General features: G+C 37.7%; 17 protein-coding genes and 1 pseudogene. 5 read left to right on the top strand and 13 right to left on the bottom strand.

Annotated elements, in window-relative coordinates:
* Positions 1–61: 61 nt before the first annotated feature.
* The 3 genes from cysE to H6G68_RS14650 all read right to left on the bottom strand — a co-directional run bounded on the left by cysE (position 62) and on the right by H6G68_RS14650 (position 3,521).
* Positions 62–814: a serine O-acetyltransferase gene (gene cysE / locus H6G68_RS14660; RefSeq protein ID WP_190907305.1), complete on the bottom strand. Its 753-nt coding sequence runs from the start codon at positions 812–814 to the stop codon at positions 62–64.
* 236 nt (positions 815–1,050) lie between these two features.
* On the bottom strand, positions 1,051–1,536 hold the full coding sequence (locus H6G68_RS14655; RefSeq protein WP_190907304.1) for a hypothetical protein: 486 nt from the start codon (positions 1,534–1,536) through the stop codon (positions 1,051–1,053).
* A 293-nt stretch (positions 1,537–1,829) separates the two neighbouring features.
* Entirely contained in the window at positions 1,830–3,521 is a 1,692-nt protein-coding gene (locus H6G68_RS14650; RefSeq protein ID WP_190907303.1) for a DUF3352 domain-containing protein, read from the bottom strand.
* 127 nt (positions 3,522–3,648) lie between these two features.
* Between H6G68_RS14650 and H6G68_RS14645 the strand changes: the two genes are divergently transcribed.
* The 3 genes from H6G68_RS14645 to H6G68_RS14635 all read left to right on the top strand — a co-directional run bounded on the left by H6G68_RS14645 (position 3,649) and on the right by H6G68_RS14635 (position 6,440).
* Positions 3,649–3,996: a rhodanese-like domain-containing protein gene (locus H6G68_RS14645; RefSeq protein WP_190712757.1), complete on the top strand. Its 348-nt coding sequence runs from the start codon at positions 3,649–3,651 to the stop codon at positions 3,994–3,996.
* 641 nt (positions 3,997–4,637) lie between these two features.
* On the top strand, positions 4,638–5,777 hold the full coding sequence (hrcA, locus tag H6G68_RS14640) for a heat-inducible transcriptional repressor HrcA (protein WP_190907302.1): 1,140 nt from the start codon (positions 4,638–4,640) through the stop codon (positions 5,775–5,777).
* 12 nt (positions 5,778–5,789) lie between these two features.
* The gene (locus H6G68_RS14635) at positions 5,790–6,440 is read left to right on the top strand and encodes a DUF2834 domain-containing protein (RefSeq protein WP_190907301.1); all 651 of its coding nucleotides are present in this window, start codon (positions 5,790–5,792) and stop codon (positions 6,438–6,440) included.
* A 215-nt stretch (positions 6,441–6,655) separates the two neighbouring features.
* Here the strand turns inward: H6G68_RS14635 and crtW are convergent, their stop codons facing one another.
* From crtW to aroC, 8 genes are all read right to left on the bottom strand, one after another.
* Positions 6,656–7,399 carry a beta-carotene ketolase CrtW gene (gene crtW, locus H6G68_RS14630; protein ID WP_190907300.1) on the bottom strand — a complete coding sequence of 248 codons (744 nt, stop codon included), beginning with the start codon at positions 7,397–7,399 and terminating at the stop codon, positions 6,656–6,658.
* Positions 7,400–7,765: 366 nt separating this feature from the next.
* Positions 7,766–8,215, bottom strand: a complete 450-nt coding sequence (locus H6G68_RS14625) for an SRPBCC family protein (protein ID WP_190907299.1) — start codon at positions 8,213–8,215, stop codon at positions 7,766–7,768.
* A gap of 19 nt (positions 8,216–8,234) precedes the next feature.
* Complete coding sequence (locus H6G68_RS14620; RefSeq protein ID WP_016948965.1) at positions 8,235–8,423, bottom strand: CPXCG motif-containing cysteine-rich protein; 189 nt, start codon at positions 8,421–8,423, stop codon at positions 8,235–8,237.
* 67 nt (positions 8,424–8,490) lie between these two features.
* Positions 8,491–10,137 (bottom strand): radical SAM protein, encoded by a 1,647-nt coding sequence (locus H6G68_RS14615; protein WP_190907298.1) that lies wholly within the window; start codon positions 10,135–10,137, stop codon positions 8,491–8,493.
* Between the two features lie 206 nt (positions 10,138–10,343).
* Positions 10,344–10,598, bottom strand: coding sequence for a SemiSWEET transporter (locus tag H6G68_RS14610; RefSeq protein WP_190907297.1), 255 nt, complete (start codon positions 10,596–10,598; stop codon positions 10,344–10,346).
* A gap of 169 nt (positions 10,599–10,767) precedes the next feature.
* Positions 10,768–12,555 (bottom strand): tetratricopeptide repeat protein, encoded by a 1,788-nt coding sequence (locus H6G68_RS14605; RefSeq protein ID WP_190907296.1) that lies wholly within the window; start codon positions 12,553–12,555, stop codon positions 10,768–10,770.
* A 107-nt stretch (positions 12,556–12,662) separates the two neighbouring features.
* Complete coding sequence (locus H6G68_RS14600; protein WP_190907295.1) at positions 12,663–13,226, bottom strand: hypothetical protein; 564 nt, start codon at positions 13,224–13,226, stop codon at positions 12,663–12,665.
* A 163-nt stretch (positions 13,227–13,389) separates the two neighbouring features.
* The gene (gene aroC, locus H6G68_RS14595; protein WP_190907294.1) at positions 13,390–14,478 is read right to left on the bottom strand and encodes a chorismate synthase; all 1,089 of its coding nucleotides are present in this window, start codon (positions 14,476–14,478) and stop codon (positions 13,390–13,392) included.
* A gap of 247 nt (positions 14,479–14,725) precedes the next feature.
* Between aroC and H6G68_RS14585 the strand changes: the two genes are divergently transcribed.
* Complete coding sequence (locus H6G68_RS14585) at positions 14,726–16,120, top strand: PIN-like domain-containing protein (protein WP_190907292.1); 1,395 nt, start codon at positions 14,726–14,728, stop codon at positions 16,118–16,120.
* A gap of 67 nt (positions 16,121–16,187) precedes the next feature.
* Here H6G68_RS14585 and H6G68_RS14580 read toward each other — a convergent pair whose 3' ends face one another.
* Complete coding sequence (locus H6G68_RS14580; RefSeq protein WP_242045272.1) at positions 16,188–16,592, bottom strand: hypothetical protein; 405 nt, start codon at positions 16,590–16,592, stop codon at positions 16,188–16,190.
* 143 nt (positions 16,593–16,735) lie between these two features.
* Between H6G68_RS14580 and H6G68_RS14575 the strand changes: the two genes are divergently transcribed.
* A complete protein-coding gene (locus tag H6G68_RS14575) occupies positions 16,736–17,077 on the top strand; it encodes a hypothetical protein (protein ID WP_190907291.1) in 342 nt (113 codons plus the stop codon).
* A gap of 123 nt (positions 17,078–17,200) precedes the next feature.
* Here H6G68_RS14575 and H6G68_RS14570 read toward each other — a convergent pair.
* A pseudogene (locus tag H6G68_RS14570) lies at positions 17,201–17,548 on the bottom strand (photosystem II q(b) protein); the annotation flags it as partial.

The raw sequence follows: 17,548 nt of genomic DNA, 5'->3' as shown, positions 1-17,548 counted from the left end.
TTTGGTGTTTAACAGGAAGTAGCTAAAATTCACCTCTGCTCCTTGCCCCCTTGCCTCTTCCCTATATTCCCGCACCATCAAAGAATTCCTGAATCTGTTTATCTCTGATATTACAGAAGTTGTGTTCTTTTAGTAATTCATTTTCTTGAATGAAGTTACCTACCAAAACTGGAGTTTTTGCGGGATTTTGGAGAGATTGAATTTGTTCTTCTAGTGCTTCAATGCGGTCAACTAAGGTGCGAATTACTTGGGCTTCTGAGTCTGGTAAATTGCTGTGTTCTAGAGGTGAAACTCGAACTCCAGCACGGTAGATAATCCGTCCGGGTACGCCGACAACTGTACAACTAGAAGGAACATCCCTCAACACCACTGAACCAGCACCAATGCGGACGTTATCACCAATTGCGATATTTCCTAAAACTTTTGCCCCCGCACCAACGACGACATTTTCGCCTAATGTGGGGTGACGTTTGCCGCTTTCTTTACCTGTTCCCCCCAGGGTGACACCTTGATAAATCAGGGCATAGTTGCCGATAATGGCTGTTTCACCAATTACTACTCCCATACCGTGGTCAATAAATACTCCTTGACCAATTACAGCCCCTGGGTGAATTTCAATCCCGGTTAAAAACCGAGCTATGTGAGAAATGAGCCGGGGGAAAAAGGGAAGACCAATACTACGCAACCAGTGAGCAAAGCGATGGAACATGAGAGCTTGTAAACCTGGATAGCAAAACAAGACCTCCAACCAATTTCGGGCAGCTGGGTCACGTTCAAAGATGATGCGAAAATCGGCACGTAGTATAGAGAGCATCGAGGTAGTACCCTTGGACAGCATTGCGAGCTACTTTCCCATTTTATCGTTACTTGGGAACTAGGAAGACAGGGAGATGGGGAGATGGGGACGCGGAGATGGGGAGATGGGGTGACGCGGGGAGGGGAAGACGCGGAGATGGTGGACGCGGGGACGCGGAGAAAATTAAGAATTACCTGCCCCCTGCACCCTGCACCCTGCACCCTGCACCCTCCCTATTTATTCCCTATTCCCTATTATTGCGCTACTGTCAAAGTGTAGTTACGTTTGACACCAGGATTAAATATACCTACCCAAATGCGATAAGTGCCTCTTTTCCATTGGCTATCGCTCACACTCGCATCTTTACTTTTACCTGTGTCATCTCCACAACGGATTGTCCCATCGTCTGGGCCTTTAATGAACAGAGTAGTATCACCACCGCTGTTGACTAATATTTTCAGGCTGTCAAAGTCTTTTTCTAAAACGAGGATGTGGTCAGGATTTGGATCTGCAAAACCGATACAAACTTTTTTATCGCGATCGCGGTTACTCATTGCAGATAAGGAATAAGAACCGCCTGTATAGCCAGTTCCCATTCCTTGTGCAGGTTCAAAACCTGGTGATAGCTTGAGAGTTCCAAAATTTGCTGTCTGGGCTGCTGCCGGTATCGCTATCATAGCGGTAATCGTAGCCAACAACCAGCCACCTCGAAATTGAAGCCAGAAACGAAAATCTTTCATCTTTTTTTGGGGGAATACCCCATCCTTAGCGTAGCAGGACTGTATAGCAGTTGCCAGATCGGTGAGGACAGGCAGTAAATATAAGTCAGACACCAAGGGACTTTCCACCCTGTTAAAAGTTCCCTATTTCCTGTTCTCTGCTATATATACTAATTTTATTTGTAAACAGCGCTATTTAGTACTAATTACATGATCTGGAAATGTGACACAAATAGTACTGTTTCCTTGATTTGGTGAATTTCACAAACTGTGCTTCTCAATCAAATTTGATTTGAAGAGAAAACATAGAAAATTTAAGAGCGATGAAGCTGGAAGAATACACCGCCTTTTAGAGTTCCTGGCTCACGGCTATAACTACTAACTGTAAGCGATCGCAGATTGTTAAACAGTGGTTTGCCTAAAACTTCCACAAATTTGAGCAAGGGTAGTTGACGTTCGAGAAGTTTTTGGCTCTTTTCCCAGTCTACATAGATGTAGCCTTGGTTAAGTTGGGGAATAGGGGCGATCACATCTTGAAAATTGGGGTTGTCAATTAAGGATTTTTCCTTGCTACTCAAGACTTTGTCCATTGTCTTTAAGTCTGAGGTAAAAATCTCATAATTACCCTGGCTTGTATGCACCCCCTGAATTTTGGCTGCGACGCTGAGGGCTGATTTATCTTCAGTAATAGCTGTTAACTCTGTCCAAGCGGAGACTCTTTGCTGATTGAGAGTAAGGGAACTGACATTTAAGCCTTTGCTACTGGCAATTTTATCTAAACGGGCTATACCTTCTACTAACTGCGGTGTTTTTTCCACCACAAACACCCAATTGGGGGTTGTATTTCCTTGATTGGGTAAAAGTGCGTTATTTTCAGTGAGCGTAGCGATCGCATATTCTCCCACTACCCAACTAAAAATATCCTCTCTAAAATTTAAACCCCAATCTTTCTGCACATCTACCAAAGGTTTTACCCAGCGAGAAATAGCCTCTGCTGATGAACCGTATATTGTCGCTGTTCCTTGTCTCCAGAGTTTTGCTAAATCACTGTCAGCTAAATTACTTAAATTCGCCCCAGAAATTGCCAAACCTGCTGATGCGGGAATATACTTCAATGCTCCCACAGGTTGAGATAGTGAAGCAGACGGAGGCGTAACGTCTGTGGATGTTAAAGTAGATGTTAAAAACGTGCTTTCCGCCAGCAATCCTTGAGGATTTAATACCAAAGACAGAATTTGGCTATTATAAGTAGATTCTGCCAGTTCAAACCCTTGCCAATTAGCAACTTCGGGCAGATTTAGGAAAGCTACAGCTACAGCATTTTTAGGTATTTGTTGAGTAGCTTTTTGATATTCCGGAGAACTGGTTAAATTCAAATCCGGTGCTTGGACATTATTAATAGCTTCTCGTAGCACTTTGGCATCATTAGCAAACAAAACAAAATTATCAACAACCGCACCAGCTAAAGCAGTTTGGCTTTTTGCGGATGCTAATGTTTCTTGGGTCTCATAAAGTAACTTCACACCTTTGTATTGTTCAACAGCTAAATTAGCCCCAGCTAAAGACCGTTTGGAAAACAACAACTCGATAAACTCACGGCTTTGGGCTGGGTTCTCTGTTGCTAACGCCATCAGATACCCTGATTGTAGTCCGTTTTCTGGATCGCGGTCTATATCTTGGCTAGTTACAGCCAATGTAATTTCATTTCCCAGCCAGGGTTTAATATCTTCTTGATAATTTATGCTAGTTTTAGCCAATAAATTGGTTTTAATCTGGGAAATTTCCCCTTTTTGCTCCAATCCCTGTAATCCATCAGGATTTACCAGCAATGATACGATCACAGGTGACAGCTTTGATACAAATATAGCAGCACCAGGTTGAGAGCCATAAGTCACTAGGCCAATCGGACTTTTGGCAAAAAACCAGTAAAAACCAGCAATACTAAACAGTAGCAGGGCGATCGCACCAGCCACTAGGAACCTGAAAAATGAGCTTTGACTGTTCACATTAGACCTAGTAAATGCTCCGTTTTTGATTTTAGGCTAGAAGCGCAACTTCTATGCATTGAAAAAGAGGATTTTTCTGATTTTTTCTGCCAACATAAATAATATTAGGATTGTTTAGAAAAACTACATGACAGGTCAATCTTTTATCCAAATTAGCGTAGAGGAACTAGCACAACGTCTGGCTGCTGGTGATTCTGGACTACAGTTGGTGGATGTCCGAGAACCCCAAGAAGTGGAAATAGCCAGCATTGAGGGTTTCGTTAACCTTCCTCTGAGCGAATTTGCTGAATGGAACGAAGAGATTTCTACTCGCTTTGATTCGGAAGCGGAAACCCTTGTGCTGTGTCATCACGGTATTCGTTCTGCTCAAATGTGCCAATGGTTAGTTGCACAAGGATTCACAAATGTTAAAAATATTGGTGGTGGTATTGCTGCCTACTCTATATTAGTTGATCCTTCGATTCCCCAATATTAGGGAAGAGATGGGGGAAACCTGATTGGTAAGCGACAGAAGATGATTTATGGTTTTAGGTATTTCCAAAGAATAAATTACCCCAAAATTGTAGCGACAGCGTCACCCATCATTATTCCTTAAATCCATAGTGTGTTAAAGACTACCGTCCTAACACAGCCTACAAATGGGAGATTTTTATTTGCAAGTTCCTGAGAGGATGTTTGGAAAGTTATAAACTTTACCAAAGAACCTCTCTCCTTGTAGGATAAAGGCTTGAAAATGCCCATACCCTTTTAGGGAAGGGAGTTAAGTATCTAGGTTTTATTGGTTTCATAAAATACTTTTAAAACATCCTCTCAGGATTCCTACAGCTATGAAAGCGACAAAAGGCAAAGATTATATTTGTAACTTAAAATACTGCTTTTTTTAATGTACTGTGAGAGTATACGGGAAAAGATGAGATGATACTTTCAAGATAGAGATTGTAGCAATCAGCAAACTAGTTTAGTAAATACGCTTAAGTAGAGTTTTGCTTTAAATTATCATTACATAACCATATAATTTGCTATCTTAAATTAATTAATACTTAAAATTTTTTGGTGGTAAAAGCCACAAGTTTTTTCAACCTTTGAATAAAATTTGCCTTCAGTAAAACATCTCCTATGCAAGTTCAGCTAACCAATCGACAACAGCATATACTTTGGGCAATTATACGCCACTATATCGCTACCGCAGAACCTGTTGGTTCAAAAGCTCTAATTGAGGAGTTTGACCTGGGTGTTAGCTCCGCTACCATTCGCAATGTCATGGGAGTTTTAGAAAAATCTGGGTTAGTTTATCAACCGCACACTTCTGCTGGGAGAATACCTTCTGATTCTGGTTATCGTATTTATGTTGACCATCTGATTACACCTTCTCTGCAAGATGCTACGCGTAATTTGCTTCTCCGTGCGCGTAGCCTTCCCCAAGAAAGGAGTACGGACGCTGTAGGTAAAGAGGTGGAAGCCGCATTACAACAACTTCGGCCTTGGGAAGATTGGGGTTTGGAAGCGCTATTACAAGGAGCAGCCCAAATTTTGGCAACTTTGAGTGGCTGTATTACCTTGATTACTATGCCGCAAACCAACACAGCACAATTAAGACATTTGCAATTGGTGCAAATTGAATCGAGTAAGATTATGCTGATTGTGGTGACTGATGGTTATGAAACACATTCCAAGGTGATGGATTTATTCACAGCTTCATCAGAAACCAAACCAGAGCCAGAGGTAATTGATCACGAGTTGCAAATTGTATCTAATTTTCTGAATAGCCACTTAAGAGGCCGCAGTCTGTTGGAATTAGCTAATCTGGACTGGAGTGAATTAGATCAAGAATTTCAACGCTATGGCGAATTCTTGAAAAATTCATTGGTAGAATTGACTCGTCGGACTTTTGCACCAGCTGCTACACAAATTATGGTGCGGGGTGTAGGAGAGGTTTTGCGTCAACCAGAATTTTCCCAAGTACAGCAAGTACAAACGATTATCCATCTCCTGGAAGAAGAACAAGAACAGCTATGGCGGTTAATTTGTGAGGAGCCAGAAACAGAGGATTTGGGTAAGTCAAGGGTGACAGTTCGTATTGGTGCAGAAAATCCATTAGAACCGATTCGCACTTGTACTTTGATTTCTTCTACCTATCGTCGGGGTTCTGTCCCAGTGGGAAGTGTGGGAGTTTTGGGTCCGACTCGGTTAGACTATGAAAGTGCGATCGCTGTTGTAGCCGCAGCCGCAGATTACCTCTCAGAAGCTTTTAGTTAAACTGCTTAAATCATGTTCAGAAAAATTTCTTTTGGTTTGTTATGGCTAGGATTTATTTCCTACGCCTTTTTATTTGCTCCTCCTGACAATTTCCCAGAGAGTTTAGAGTTAATTAAAAATCTTTCTACTGGTCAATGGCAAGGCATTAACCCTTTAGTTATCGCCTTATTTAATATCATGGGTGTATGGCCTTTAATCTACAGCGCCGTTTTATTTATTGATGGTAGAGGGCAAAAAATCCGCGCTTGGCCATTTGCTACTGCTTCTTTTGCTGTTGGTGCATTTGCTCTTTTACCGTATTTAGCTTTAAGAACATCCAATCAAGAGTTTGTAGGTAGAAAAAATCTATTTATCAAAGTTTTAGATTCACGGATAAATGGGATTTTATTAACTTTAGGTGCAGGAATTTTATTTGTCTATGCTTTACAAGGAGACTGGAGTAACTTTGTTCAGCAATGGCAAACTAGCCGTTTTATTCATGTTATGAGTTTAGATTTTTGTATGTTAAGTCTATTATTTCCCGCTTTATTAGGAGATGATATGACGCGACGAGGTTGGAAGCACAATCAATTATTTTGGTTATTTGCTGTAATTCCCTTATTTGGGGCTTTAATATATTTGTGTGTGCGTCCACCTTTACTAGAAAGTTCACCCACAAACTAAAGTTTAGCAATACACAAGAAAAGCCAGCTTTTGTAGACTTTATTGTTGTGCCGCACCCCAGAGATTGTCGGCACAAAATTAATACATAAAGACATTATTTGTATAGGGTTAATATTTGATTTTTGAACATATACGTAGGGTGGGCAATGCCCACAATATGCGGGTTTTGGTGGGCAATGCCCACCCTACAATACTATTTTTATAAAAAGAGTAAATTATTTGTATTGCTTATAAATGTCAGGTAGCTGCCACCAAGCTGCATGGGGATATTGATGATGTTCTTCGTGATAACCAAAGTGATAGCAAGTTATAAAAGACCACCAAATAGGACGGTTAATAGTTTGGGCGCGATGAGGTTCATTATAACCATCAATTGGTTCTGTATGAGGTAAGAAAGTACCAAAATAAAATAATTGTAATGAACTTAACAGGGAAGGAATTACCCAAAAATAAGTGAGATTATTACGAGGTATATGAAGAGTGTAAACTATAATATTATAGATAATCATTAAAGTGATAATTTGAAACCAATTCCAGTAACGCATCATGAAATAAAAATACCAAGCCAAGAAACTTTTGTGTTTACCATCATGAAAATCGGGATCTATTTCACTAGCTGGGTTATGGTGGTGTAACCAATGCTTTTTTAAAAGTTTGTGATATGGTAAAAGACCATAAAGAAAGAGGCACAAAGAACCCATAAAATGATTAATTTTAGGATTTTGCGGAAACACTATTCCATGCATAGCATCATGGGCTGTAATAAATAATCCTGTGTATAAAAATGTTTGCCAAAGGATGATAGGAGATAACATTAAAAATTTGATATTGGAGATATCAATAGACATTAAAAAGGTCAGACTAATAGCCCAAACGCTAATAATCACAATAGCAATAAACATCCCTTGGGCTGGGTTTAATTTTGGTCGAAACCTAAGTAGTGGTTTGAAGTTAATCATGCTTTTACACCTAGTATAATTTCAGTAAAAATTCCTAAAATATAGTCACAGCAGAATAGTCCAACCATTAGCCATAAAAGCTTACAAATGGTTGGTGTTTTCTTAGTGGCTGGTGTTAATAATCTAAAATATGTAGAAATATTAAGACACTTTAAGTATTATTGCACAATACCGCCAGACCAAAAATTGTTTTCAGTTTGGAAGTTGGATTATATACGTGATATTACTTATTTTTAGTAATATTAAAGCCAATAATATTAAGGCTCTATGCTGGATGAATAGAGTGATATGATTGGTAATATAAGTGTTTTAAAAGGCTTTACTGAATCAAACACTTATAATAGCTAGTATATATTTTTACTTAAATTATTGTGATTCGCATTCCCGCTTAGTCACATAATGACGATAACGGAACATCGCTTCTAATTGAACTTGTACTAACCAACCACTGACAAATTCCACACTATCGCCACCAGGCATAGAAAAAGCGATATTATCAGTTAATCTAGTTTTGCCATTTTCTAGCTCAAATTCATGGCGATGTACCCAAGACTCAAAAGGACCGGATATCTGTTCATCAGTAAACAGTTTATGTTGTTCATATCCAGTATGACGCGCTAACCAAGTCAAAGGTAACAGGCCAAGAAACAACCGAAATTCTGTAATTGCACCTTCATTTAGTCCCCCCTCACGACGAATTACTTGGATTGGTTGCCAAGGTGGGGTAAGTAGTTGTAAAATGTCTGGTCTTTCATGAAATTTCCAAACTACTTCTACTGGTGCGTTAATAATGGAGGAATGTTTAAATTGCAGCATAGAAATAAAAACCTAAAACTTAGCCTTCGTATTCACTATCAATTTCAATATCTAGGGTATCTTCATCAATCCTGACATACAAGATATTAGGACGACAGCAAACTTGACAATCTTCTATATAACTTTGCTGCATTCCAGCACTAAAATCAATAAAAGTTAAATTTGGTTCCCCACAATAAGCACAATAAAATTCCGATGTATTTTGCATCTCTAGAGATTATCCTTAATTTCATAACTCTGCGTACCTCTGCGTTTTCCTCTTTTTCCCTCTGCGTTTATAAATTTACAATTTCTAATTGCTGAGAGGATGAACGAAAATGACTGGTAGCTTCACTCAAATGCTTTATTAGTGTAGACTGAGGTAACGGACCTTGCAAGTGATTCCAAGGTAAAACTTGCTCAGTTGACCAATTAGCGTAAACATAGAAATCTAAATCGGGAATTTGTCCTTTAAGTTGCTTAAAAGCGCGTTTGTAGCTTCCCAAAGAATCACCAAAGTCACGAGTTAACTCTAGCAGATGAGAGAGTCTGCGATCGCCCCTCGATAACAAAGCCTGTATAATTGACCAATTATAGCTTTCTGGACGAAAATCTATCCCTTGGGGTTTTAGGTTTTTTTGTAAAAACTGTAACCGCTTCTCGGCTTGTTTATTCACCCCAAACCATTGAAAAGGCGTATGTGACTTAGGAACAAAGGTACTGCATCCCAGTGTTAACCGCAAACCAGGAGCAGCTTTTTTAACGGTTTGCATCATGGCTACAGTTTCTTCTAAATCTTCCGCTTCTTCTCCTGGAATTCCCGCCATTCCGTATAACTTCAAACTTGATAAACCACCAGCTTTTGCATTTATGGCTGCTTGGATAATTTCATCATTATATAACTTTTTATTGATGATTTGGCGTAATTTGTCCGAACCACTTTCTATGGCAATGGTAAGCGATCGCGTGTCTCGTTTCGCCAAAGTTTGAGCTAATTTAACCGTTACCGTATTCGTTCTGACTGAGGCAACACTCAATCGAACATCATCATATTTGGGCTGACTAATATAATCTAATAACTCTGTAAATTCAGGATGTTGAGTAACTGAAGCACCTAATAAACCCAAGCGATTTGTAACTTTTAAACCCCGTTCAATAGCAGGAATCAAAGAAGCTTCTAAACTCGCAGTTCTAAAAGGTAAAGTTAAATAACTCGCTAAACAAAAGCGGCACATTTCTGGACAACTCCGCACCACTTCCACCATAAAAATATTTTCCCATGCTGCTTTTTCTGTCACCACAGTAGAAGCAGAGAGAGTATTTCCTCGGTAAGTTTGCTTTTGGATAACTTCGGGAATTTCAGCCGCAATGGGATTAATAGATTTTATTTCTCCATCTTTTGTTTTATATTCAACATAATATAAACTAGGAATATAAATTCCGGGAACTTGTGCTAATCTTTTTAATTGAGTATCTCTATCAGCATTTCTAACTTCTTTATAAGCATCAATAAAATTACCCAGCAGATTTTCTCCGTCTCCCAATAAAATTACATCAAAAAACTCAGCAAAAGGTTCTGGGTTGGCTGTGAGAACTGGCCCACCACCAAAAACTAAAGGATGTTGTTTATTACGAAAACTAGTCCGAAGGGGAATTCCTAAAGATTCCAAAAGATTGAAAATATTCACATAATCTAATTCCCAAGACATAGAAAAACCTAAGATTTCTGGCTGTCTAGGAAGTTGTTCTTGAGTATCAGTAAATAAGCGACTTACCTGCAAATCATCACGCATAGCCAAAGTCGCCCAAACCACTTGATAGCCAAGGCTAGTTATCCCCACAGTGTACTCATTGGGAAAAGCGAAAATCAGCGGGATAGCATCATTATGGGGGTTTGCAGGGGTGAATAGAAGGCGTTCAGAGTCAAATACAGATGATGTCACAGTGGTTTTTTAATGAGTTATCTATATCTAATTGTAAACCAGATACAGCAGAATTCAGGAGTCAGGAGTCAGGAGTCAGGAGTAAAACTGGCTTAGTGTCTAGGTTTCAATTTTGATTCTGTACCTCATTGATGTGCAATCTGCTGTAATAATAAATTTGCAGGTTGGGTTGAGGAAGGAAACCCAAAATCCCTACCAATATAATTTTACTTATATTTAATTTTCAGCCAAAGAATAATAAAATTAAAAAATAAAGTTATACCATTAGCTAAAATAATCGGTAATGCACCGAGAATGATTCCATATATTAACCATAGAAATAAACCCGACATAAAAGTAATCAGCATGACGAATGAAACATCTTTTGCTGATTTTGTCTTCCATGTTTTAAACATCTGGGGTAAGAAAGCGATAGTTGTTAATAAACCGGCTGCGAACCCTAAAAGCGTGATGAAATCCATGTTTGATATTTTTCTGAGAGAGTATAATTTTACATATTAATATAATATAGTTTATTTTCAAAATAAGGGCAGGTAATATGCCCGCCCCACAAGATAAGATAATTGATTTTTTGGTATTCCCTTATTAAACAATTCGGGAATATATCATACGCAGATTTTATTTTTTATCCTACTGCTTTTTCAGATAAGCTTTAGCCCAAGCATAACGGTATAAATCTTTTTTCAAGAGATAATTAACTAACTCTTGACACTGTTTTTCATCTTTTGTCTTTTTCAAAACTGACTTAATTTCTGAATCTGTATCTCTGGGATTAGCGCCACGTTTGATTGCTTCTCTAAACCAGTTATCACCTTCAAGATATTTACCTTGTTGATAACAAATAGCTCCCATTAATGTATAAGGATGATGACTATCTGGTTGAAACTTCATTGCTTGACGAGCGCAAATCTCTGCATCACCTAATTTATCAATATCTCGAAATGCTCCACCTCTAGTAGTGAATAAAGCTGACTTGAGTTTATTATCTGAAATCGTGTCTAGTGGTAAGTTATTTGTTAACTGTAATGCTAATTCTGATTGATCTGCTTTGCGTAAATGACTACTAGCGTTTGCTAAATTCCATCTATCACCAGTGCGTTTAAATTCCTGCTGATAAAAATCAGCTTCGATACAGTGGTATTTAGTCCAAATCCTATTATAAAAAAGGTGGTTTTCTTGCAACCAACCAACATCTTTCGGTTCTATTTTTTCACCTTGTTCTAATTTTTGCAAGATAGAATATAAAGGACTACTTGGTGATTTATATTCATCATCGAAAACAGCATATTTTAACTTTAAGCCAGAAAATAGCCGTTCTTGAACCAAAATGATAATATCTTCACGTTCATTATTTTTTAACCATTCAATTTCTAAATCAGTTAATGATTCATTTTTATATTTTAAATGATTAAGGTATTTATCATTAGCTAATTTGATTGTTTCTACTAATTTACGCTTTTTCAGAAAATTAACATCTTGTTCAGCTAAAACATTACCTAAATCAATATTTTTTAGAACTTTATAAAGATGAGATTTTGGAGATAAATCCTCATATTCTGTGGCTTGATACTTAATCTTCAAAGCTACAAATTCTCGTGTTTTTTCCTTTTCATCAGCAATAGAAATGGTTTCAATAAGTTCTTGTTCTTTTAACCAATTAATTTCCGGGTCAATTAAATTTTCTTCTGCTTCTAATTTTTTCAGAATTGTATATAATGGACTTGATAAAGATTTACTTTGATATTTAGTCGCTTGATACTTTTCCTTTAACTGTGAAAAATATTCTCTTCTTGTTGCTTCTTGTTGTTTAACAAACCCCAAAGTTTCTGATAGTTGTTTATCTAGCAACCATTTATATTCTGTCTCATTTAAACGTTCTGAGCTATCTATTTTTTTGAGAATAGGGTAAAGAGGACTAGAAGGTGATGAATCTTGATATTGAGTAGCTTGGTATTTAGATTTTAAAGCAGTAAAATTTTGACGTTTAATAGCAATTGATGTTGTTGCTTTAAAACCATGCAATACTAGCCAATTAAATTCTTTTTCAGTAAGAAAATCACCTGATTCAATTTTACACAGGATAAAATATAAATCGCTGTTTGTCCAAGAAGTATTATAGCTCTCAGTTTTATATTTTGATTTTAATTTGGTAAATTCAACACCTAAACTTATCCTTTCTTTACTTCTATGTTGCTGTTCTTGTTGAATAAATTTAAACGTTGTTGAAAGTTGTTCTTTTTGCAAGTAAATAGATTCTAAATCAGTAAGTTCAATTCCTAAATCAGCTTTTCTGAGAATAAAATACAGCGGACTAGAAGGTGATGAATCTTGATATTGAGTAGCTTGGTATTTAGATTTTAAAGCAGTAAAGTGTTTAACGCGATTTTGGTAGTCTTGATCTGTATTGATGGTAGTCATAGGAAATATTGATGCAGTTAGACTTGATTAAGTATGACTACATCAATCAAAAGGGGCATTCCAAATAAACACCCCATGAAAATTAACTTTAGAAAATCAAGTGAAATCTACAACCGTGAACACTGATCCTCTTTATTACCTTTGACAATGTTGCTTCCTCCCGTTGGTGCAGGACGATTTTCTTTACATTGCAGATTACCATCAATTTTGTTATTTCTGATGGTAATTCCTCCTTTGTTTTTAAACGCCTGTAAATTACCACCTATTGTGTTACCGCTTGCAGCTAACTTAGCAGCATTCTCTTCAAATTGTAAGTCTTGATTGATGCGTGAATTGATAATATTTGCTGCTCTCGATTTCTTGATTTGGATATTACCACCAATCACTGATCTAGAGTCAACAACTACATTTTTTGCATTCTCAGCTTGAATATTTCCATTTACATTTACTTTACTGGCTTTGAGTGTTGCATTGGACTCTACTTTCACATTCCCCTTGACTTTTGTTCCCGACAAAATACAAGTAGCACCGCTAGGTACTCGAACATTATCAACTGTAATAGCCCTTAATGTACTGCGGCAGGTAATTTCTTCAGCCAAAACAGCAGAGGAGTAAGGGATAATTCCTACTGCACTCAAAAGAGTTATTGCTAAAAAATATTTTGTTTTCATGCTAAAACCTCTGATAACAAACCTACCGACAGTGGCTTAAAAGAAAGAGTTCCCAGTATCGGTAAATTTATCTAAAATGAGTTTTAACAGTACGGTAGAACGGGAGCAGAAGTTCAGTGCAATCGCTGCTGATAACCATAAAAACTACACAATGAGGAAATCTCTACAACACCTTACACTGCCCATAATGCCTTAAAAGATGGTCACATAAAACCAAAGCCACCATCGCATCAACCATCGGCACAGCACGAGGTAAAACACAAGGATCATGTCTTCCTTTTCCTGCTAAAAGGGTTTCTTCACCTTCACGAGTTACGGTTTTTTGTTCTTTTCTAATGGTTGCAGTTGGTTTAAAGGCAACTCGGATAATGATATTTTCGCCGTTAGAAATTCCCCCTTGAATCCCTCCAGAACGATTAGTTACAGTACGAATTTCGCCATTTTCATCAATATAAAATTCGTCGTTATGTTCAAAACCTGTTAATAAAGTTCCCTCAAAACCTGAACCGATTTCAAAACCCTTACTTGCGGGTAGTGACATCACTGCTTTTGCTAAATCTGCTTCTAATTTATCAAATATCGGCTCACCTAAACCCTTGGGAACATTCCGCACCACACACTCAACCACACCACCGATAGAATTACCATCTCTACCAGTTTGTTCAATTAATGAAATCATGGTGTTAGCAATTTCGCCATCTGGACAGCGGACGATATTGCTTTCTACATCTTCTAAAGTGACAGTATTCGTATCAACAACGCCTTCTAAATCTTTAATGCGCTTAACGTAGGCGATAACTTCCACATTTGCAACTTGACGAAGAATCTTTTTAGCGATCGCACCAGCTGCTACTCTTCCTATTGTCTCACGGGCTGACGACCTACCACCACCTTGCCAATTTCTAAATCCATATTTTGCATCATAGGTAGCATCTGCGTGAGAAGGACGATACTTCTGCGCCATCTCATCATAATCTTCAGGACGAGTATTTTTATTTCTGACCAAAATTGCAATGGGTGTTCCCAGGGTTTTACCTTCAAAGACTCCTGATAATATCTCACAGGTGTCCGCTTCTTTGCGAGGAGTCGTGATTTTACTTTGTCCTGGCCGTCTTCTGTCTAGTTCAAATTGAATTTCCTCAGCGGAAATTTCCAATAGTGGGGGACAACCATCAATAATAACGCCCACACCGCCTCCGTGAGATTCGCCAAATGTCGTAATTCGGAAAAGATGACCAAAAGTGCTGCCCATGATGTTGAGGAAATACAGACCGGAATCTGTATTTTACATGGAGTTGAGCATTTAAAACACTATGCAATACCGAAATCCTTGGTTGACAGTAAAGGTTTGAAAATTGATTTGCATATAGGAGGTGATAGCTTTGAAGGCCTTTGTGAGAAATATGGCAAAAACACAAATTAGCAGTTTATACTTTTTACAAAACTGCCGATACTTAGCATTATAATTATACTAATATTCTTAATCTAATCCCCTCTACATGAAAAACTTATTTTCCTGGAGACTTCTCCCATCTGAGGCTGATTTTTCAAATTTGTGGGAAAATGCAACTTTTGTCTTTGATACCAATTTTCTTTTAGATTTATATCGCGTATCGCGCCCTACCGTAGAGGATTTTCTCAAAATATTGGAACATCTCCATCTCCAAGACAGAATTTGGCTGCCTTATCAAGTAGCCGATGAATTTTTGAGCCGCCGAGAAGAAATCATTGACTCTGAGGCAGCATCTTTTAAGAAAGCTCTATCAGAACTGGAACAATGGAAATCTGAACAACAGAAATTTAACAGTCTCCGAGGTAAACTTAAGTCAGCAGGAAGGATTGTAGCTGCTGAAGTGGAGGATTTGTTTGATAACCAGAAAAACTATTTTGATGCAGTCGATGAGGTAAAGAAGGTTTTTCAAGAAAAGATAAAAGAGCTTGCCGATTCTCATTTCCCATTTAATCCAGACAATGACATAATTTTGGAACGTCTTCTCTTAATATTTGATTCAAAAGTGGGAGATCCCTATGATAAGCAAAGTTTGCAGAGCCTATATAGAGAAGCTAAAGATAGATACGAAAAATCACAACCTCCTGGCTTTATGGATGCTAGAGAAAAGGAGGATGAACGGAAGTATGGAGACTTTATTCTTTGGAAACAAATATTAGATTTTGCGAAAACAGAATCTCTACCAATTGTTTTTGTGACAGGAGAGACAAAAGAAGACTGGTGGATCAAAAAAAATGGACAAATAGTTGCTCCACGTATAGAACTAAGACGCGAATTTCAGGAATATGTCAAACAGCCATTTTGGATGTATCGAACTCAACGTTTTATTAAAATGGCTAAGAATAAATTGATAGTTGATATTGATGTAAGATCAATCGAAGAGACAAATGCAATTGCCGATGCTGACTTAAGTGATGAAGAAGAGAATGAAGCTATTAAGGAAGCAATTGAACAATTAATTGAACAAACGAAACCACAATTGTCTACTTCGGCAATGGCAAAAAAATTAGTAGAACAAATGAAACCACAATATTCTACTTTGGAAATGGCAAAAAAATTAGTAGAACAAGCGAAACCAGAATATTCTACTTTGGAAATGGCAAAAAAATTAGTGGAACAAACAAAACCAGAATATTCTACTTTGGAAATGGCAAAAAAATTAGTGGAACAAACAAAACCACAATATTCTACTTCGGATATAGCAAAATTAATTGAGCAAACGAAACCACAATTTCCTACTTCAGATATGGAAAAATTAATTGAACAAATGAGACCAGCATTTACTAATTCAGATATGGAAAAATTGATTGAACAAATGAGACCAGCATTTACTAATTCAGATATGGAAAAATTGATTGAACAAATGCGAAAGAGCTACAGATGAGGGGTCTATAAGCCTGTAGTAGTAGGTTGGGTTGACGCAAGGAAACCCGACACCACATTACGGTTTATCACAAATGAAGACGATATTTAGCTAAGTTCAAAATCTCTTGATGATTTATTTCTGATTGTTTTGGATCTTGTAATTCTAAACTTTCAACTAAATAACTATAAAGTTCTAAACATTTTTCATGATTTTCTGGCTGATTCAATAAATCATCACCAGCCTTTAAAGTATCAAAAGCAAATTGATAATTTCCCTGTTCACAATGATGATAAAAAGCATCAATATAATCATTTAAATCATCTTCCCAATCCCAATTTTCCAGCCAATCACCTTCTAAATCATCAACATAAAGATGAATATAATCTGAACCATAATTTTGTTTATCTAGCTGCAACTGTTGGGATGCTTCTAGATACTTTTCATCTACCTCGGAACTGCACAGATTATCAATATTTACATCTTGAATCATAAAATTACCATCCTGTAAATCCTTAAATCCTGGACATCCTGATTCTGACAAAAAAATTAAGTATTTTGTACTGATGTAACAATATTTATTCTACCTATATAGTATGTGCTAAATTATAGCCAAACTTGTAAATTACAGTAATCATGGGCTTCTTACTAAGAATATTCGGCTTCGGTTTGCTGATATTGGGCATCTACTTGGTTGGACAAAACATCATTTTCACAACCAACGTTTATCCTTACTGGTGGAGAGGAATAGCTGCGGACACATCTGTACTTGCACTAACAATAGGAGTAATGATATTAATATTCTTCCCCAGAGGTATGAAAGAGCTAGGCTGGATACCCGTAGTTACTGGAATTATCCTTGTATTTATGAGTAGTCGAGCCATTCTCAATCCCACGAGCCTATGGCAATTTTTTCTATCATTAATTCTCATGTCAGGAGGCTATAAAATGTTCATCACTGGACGCTTACCTGTGTAAAAAAAGAGAGTAGAAAAACTCAAACTTTCTCTCTGCGCCTCTGCGTCTCTGCGTGAATAAACAAAAAAAACGCCCCCCATCAAGGAGAGCGTTTCTTATTCTTATTTAACTAAGCTCGAAATATTAACCGTTGATTGCAGGAGCGCTCATTGCAACAGGAGCAACATCACCAGCAGCCAAGTCTAAGGGGAAGTTGTGAGCGTTACGCTCGTGCATTACTTCCATACCCAGGTTAGCGCGGTTGATTACGTCAGCCCATGTACCGATGACACGACCTTGAGAATCAATGATTGATTGGTTGAAGTTGAAACCGTTTAAGTTGAAAGCCATTGTGCTGACACCCAAAGCGGTGAACCAGATTCCAACTACTGGCCATGCAGCCAAGAAGAAGTGAAGTGAACGGCTGTTGTTGAAAGAAGCGTATTGGAAAATCAAGCGTCCGAAGTAACCGTGTGCTGCAACGATGTTGTA

This window comes from Anabaena catenula FACHB-362, assembly GCF_014698735.1.
Taxonomy (GTDB): domain Bacteria; phylum Cyanobacteriota; class Cyanobacteriia; order Cyanobacteriales; family Nostocaceae; genus Anabaena; species Anabaena variabilis_A.
This window is presented reverse-complemented; position numbering and strand designations above follow the sequence as displayed.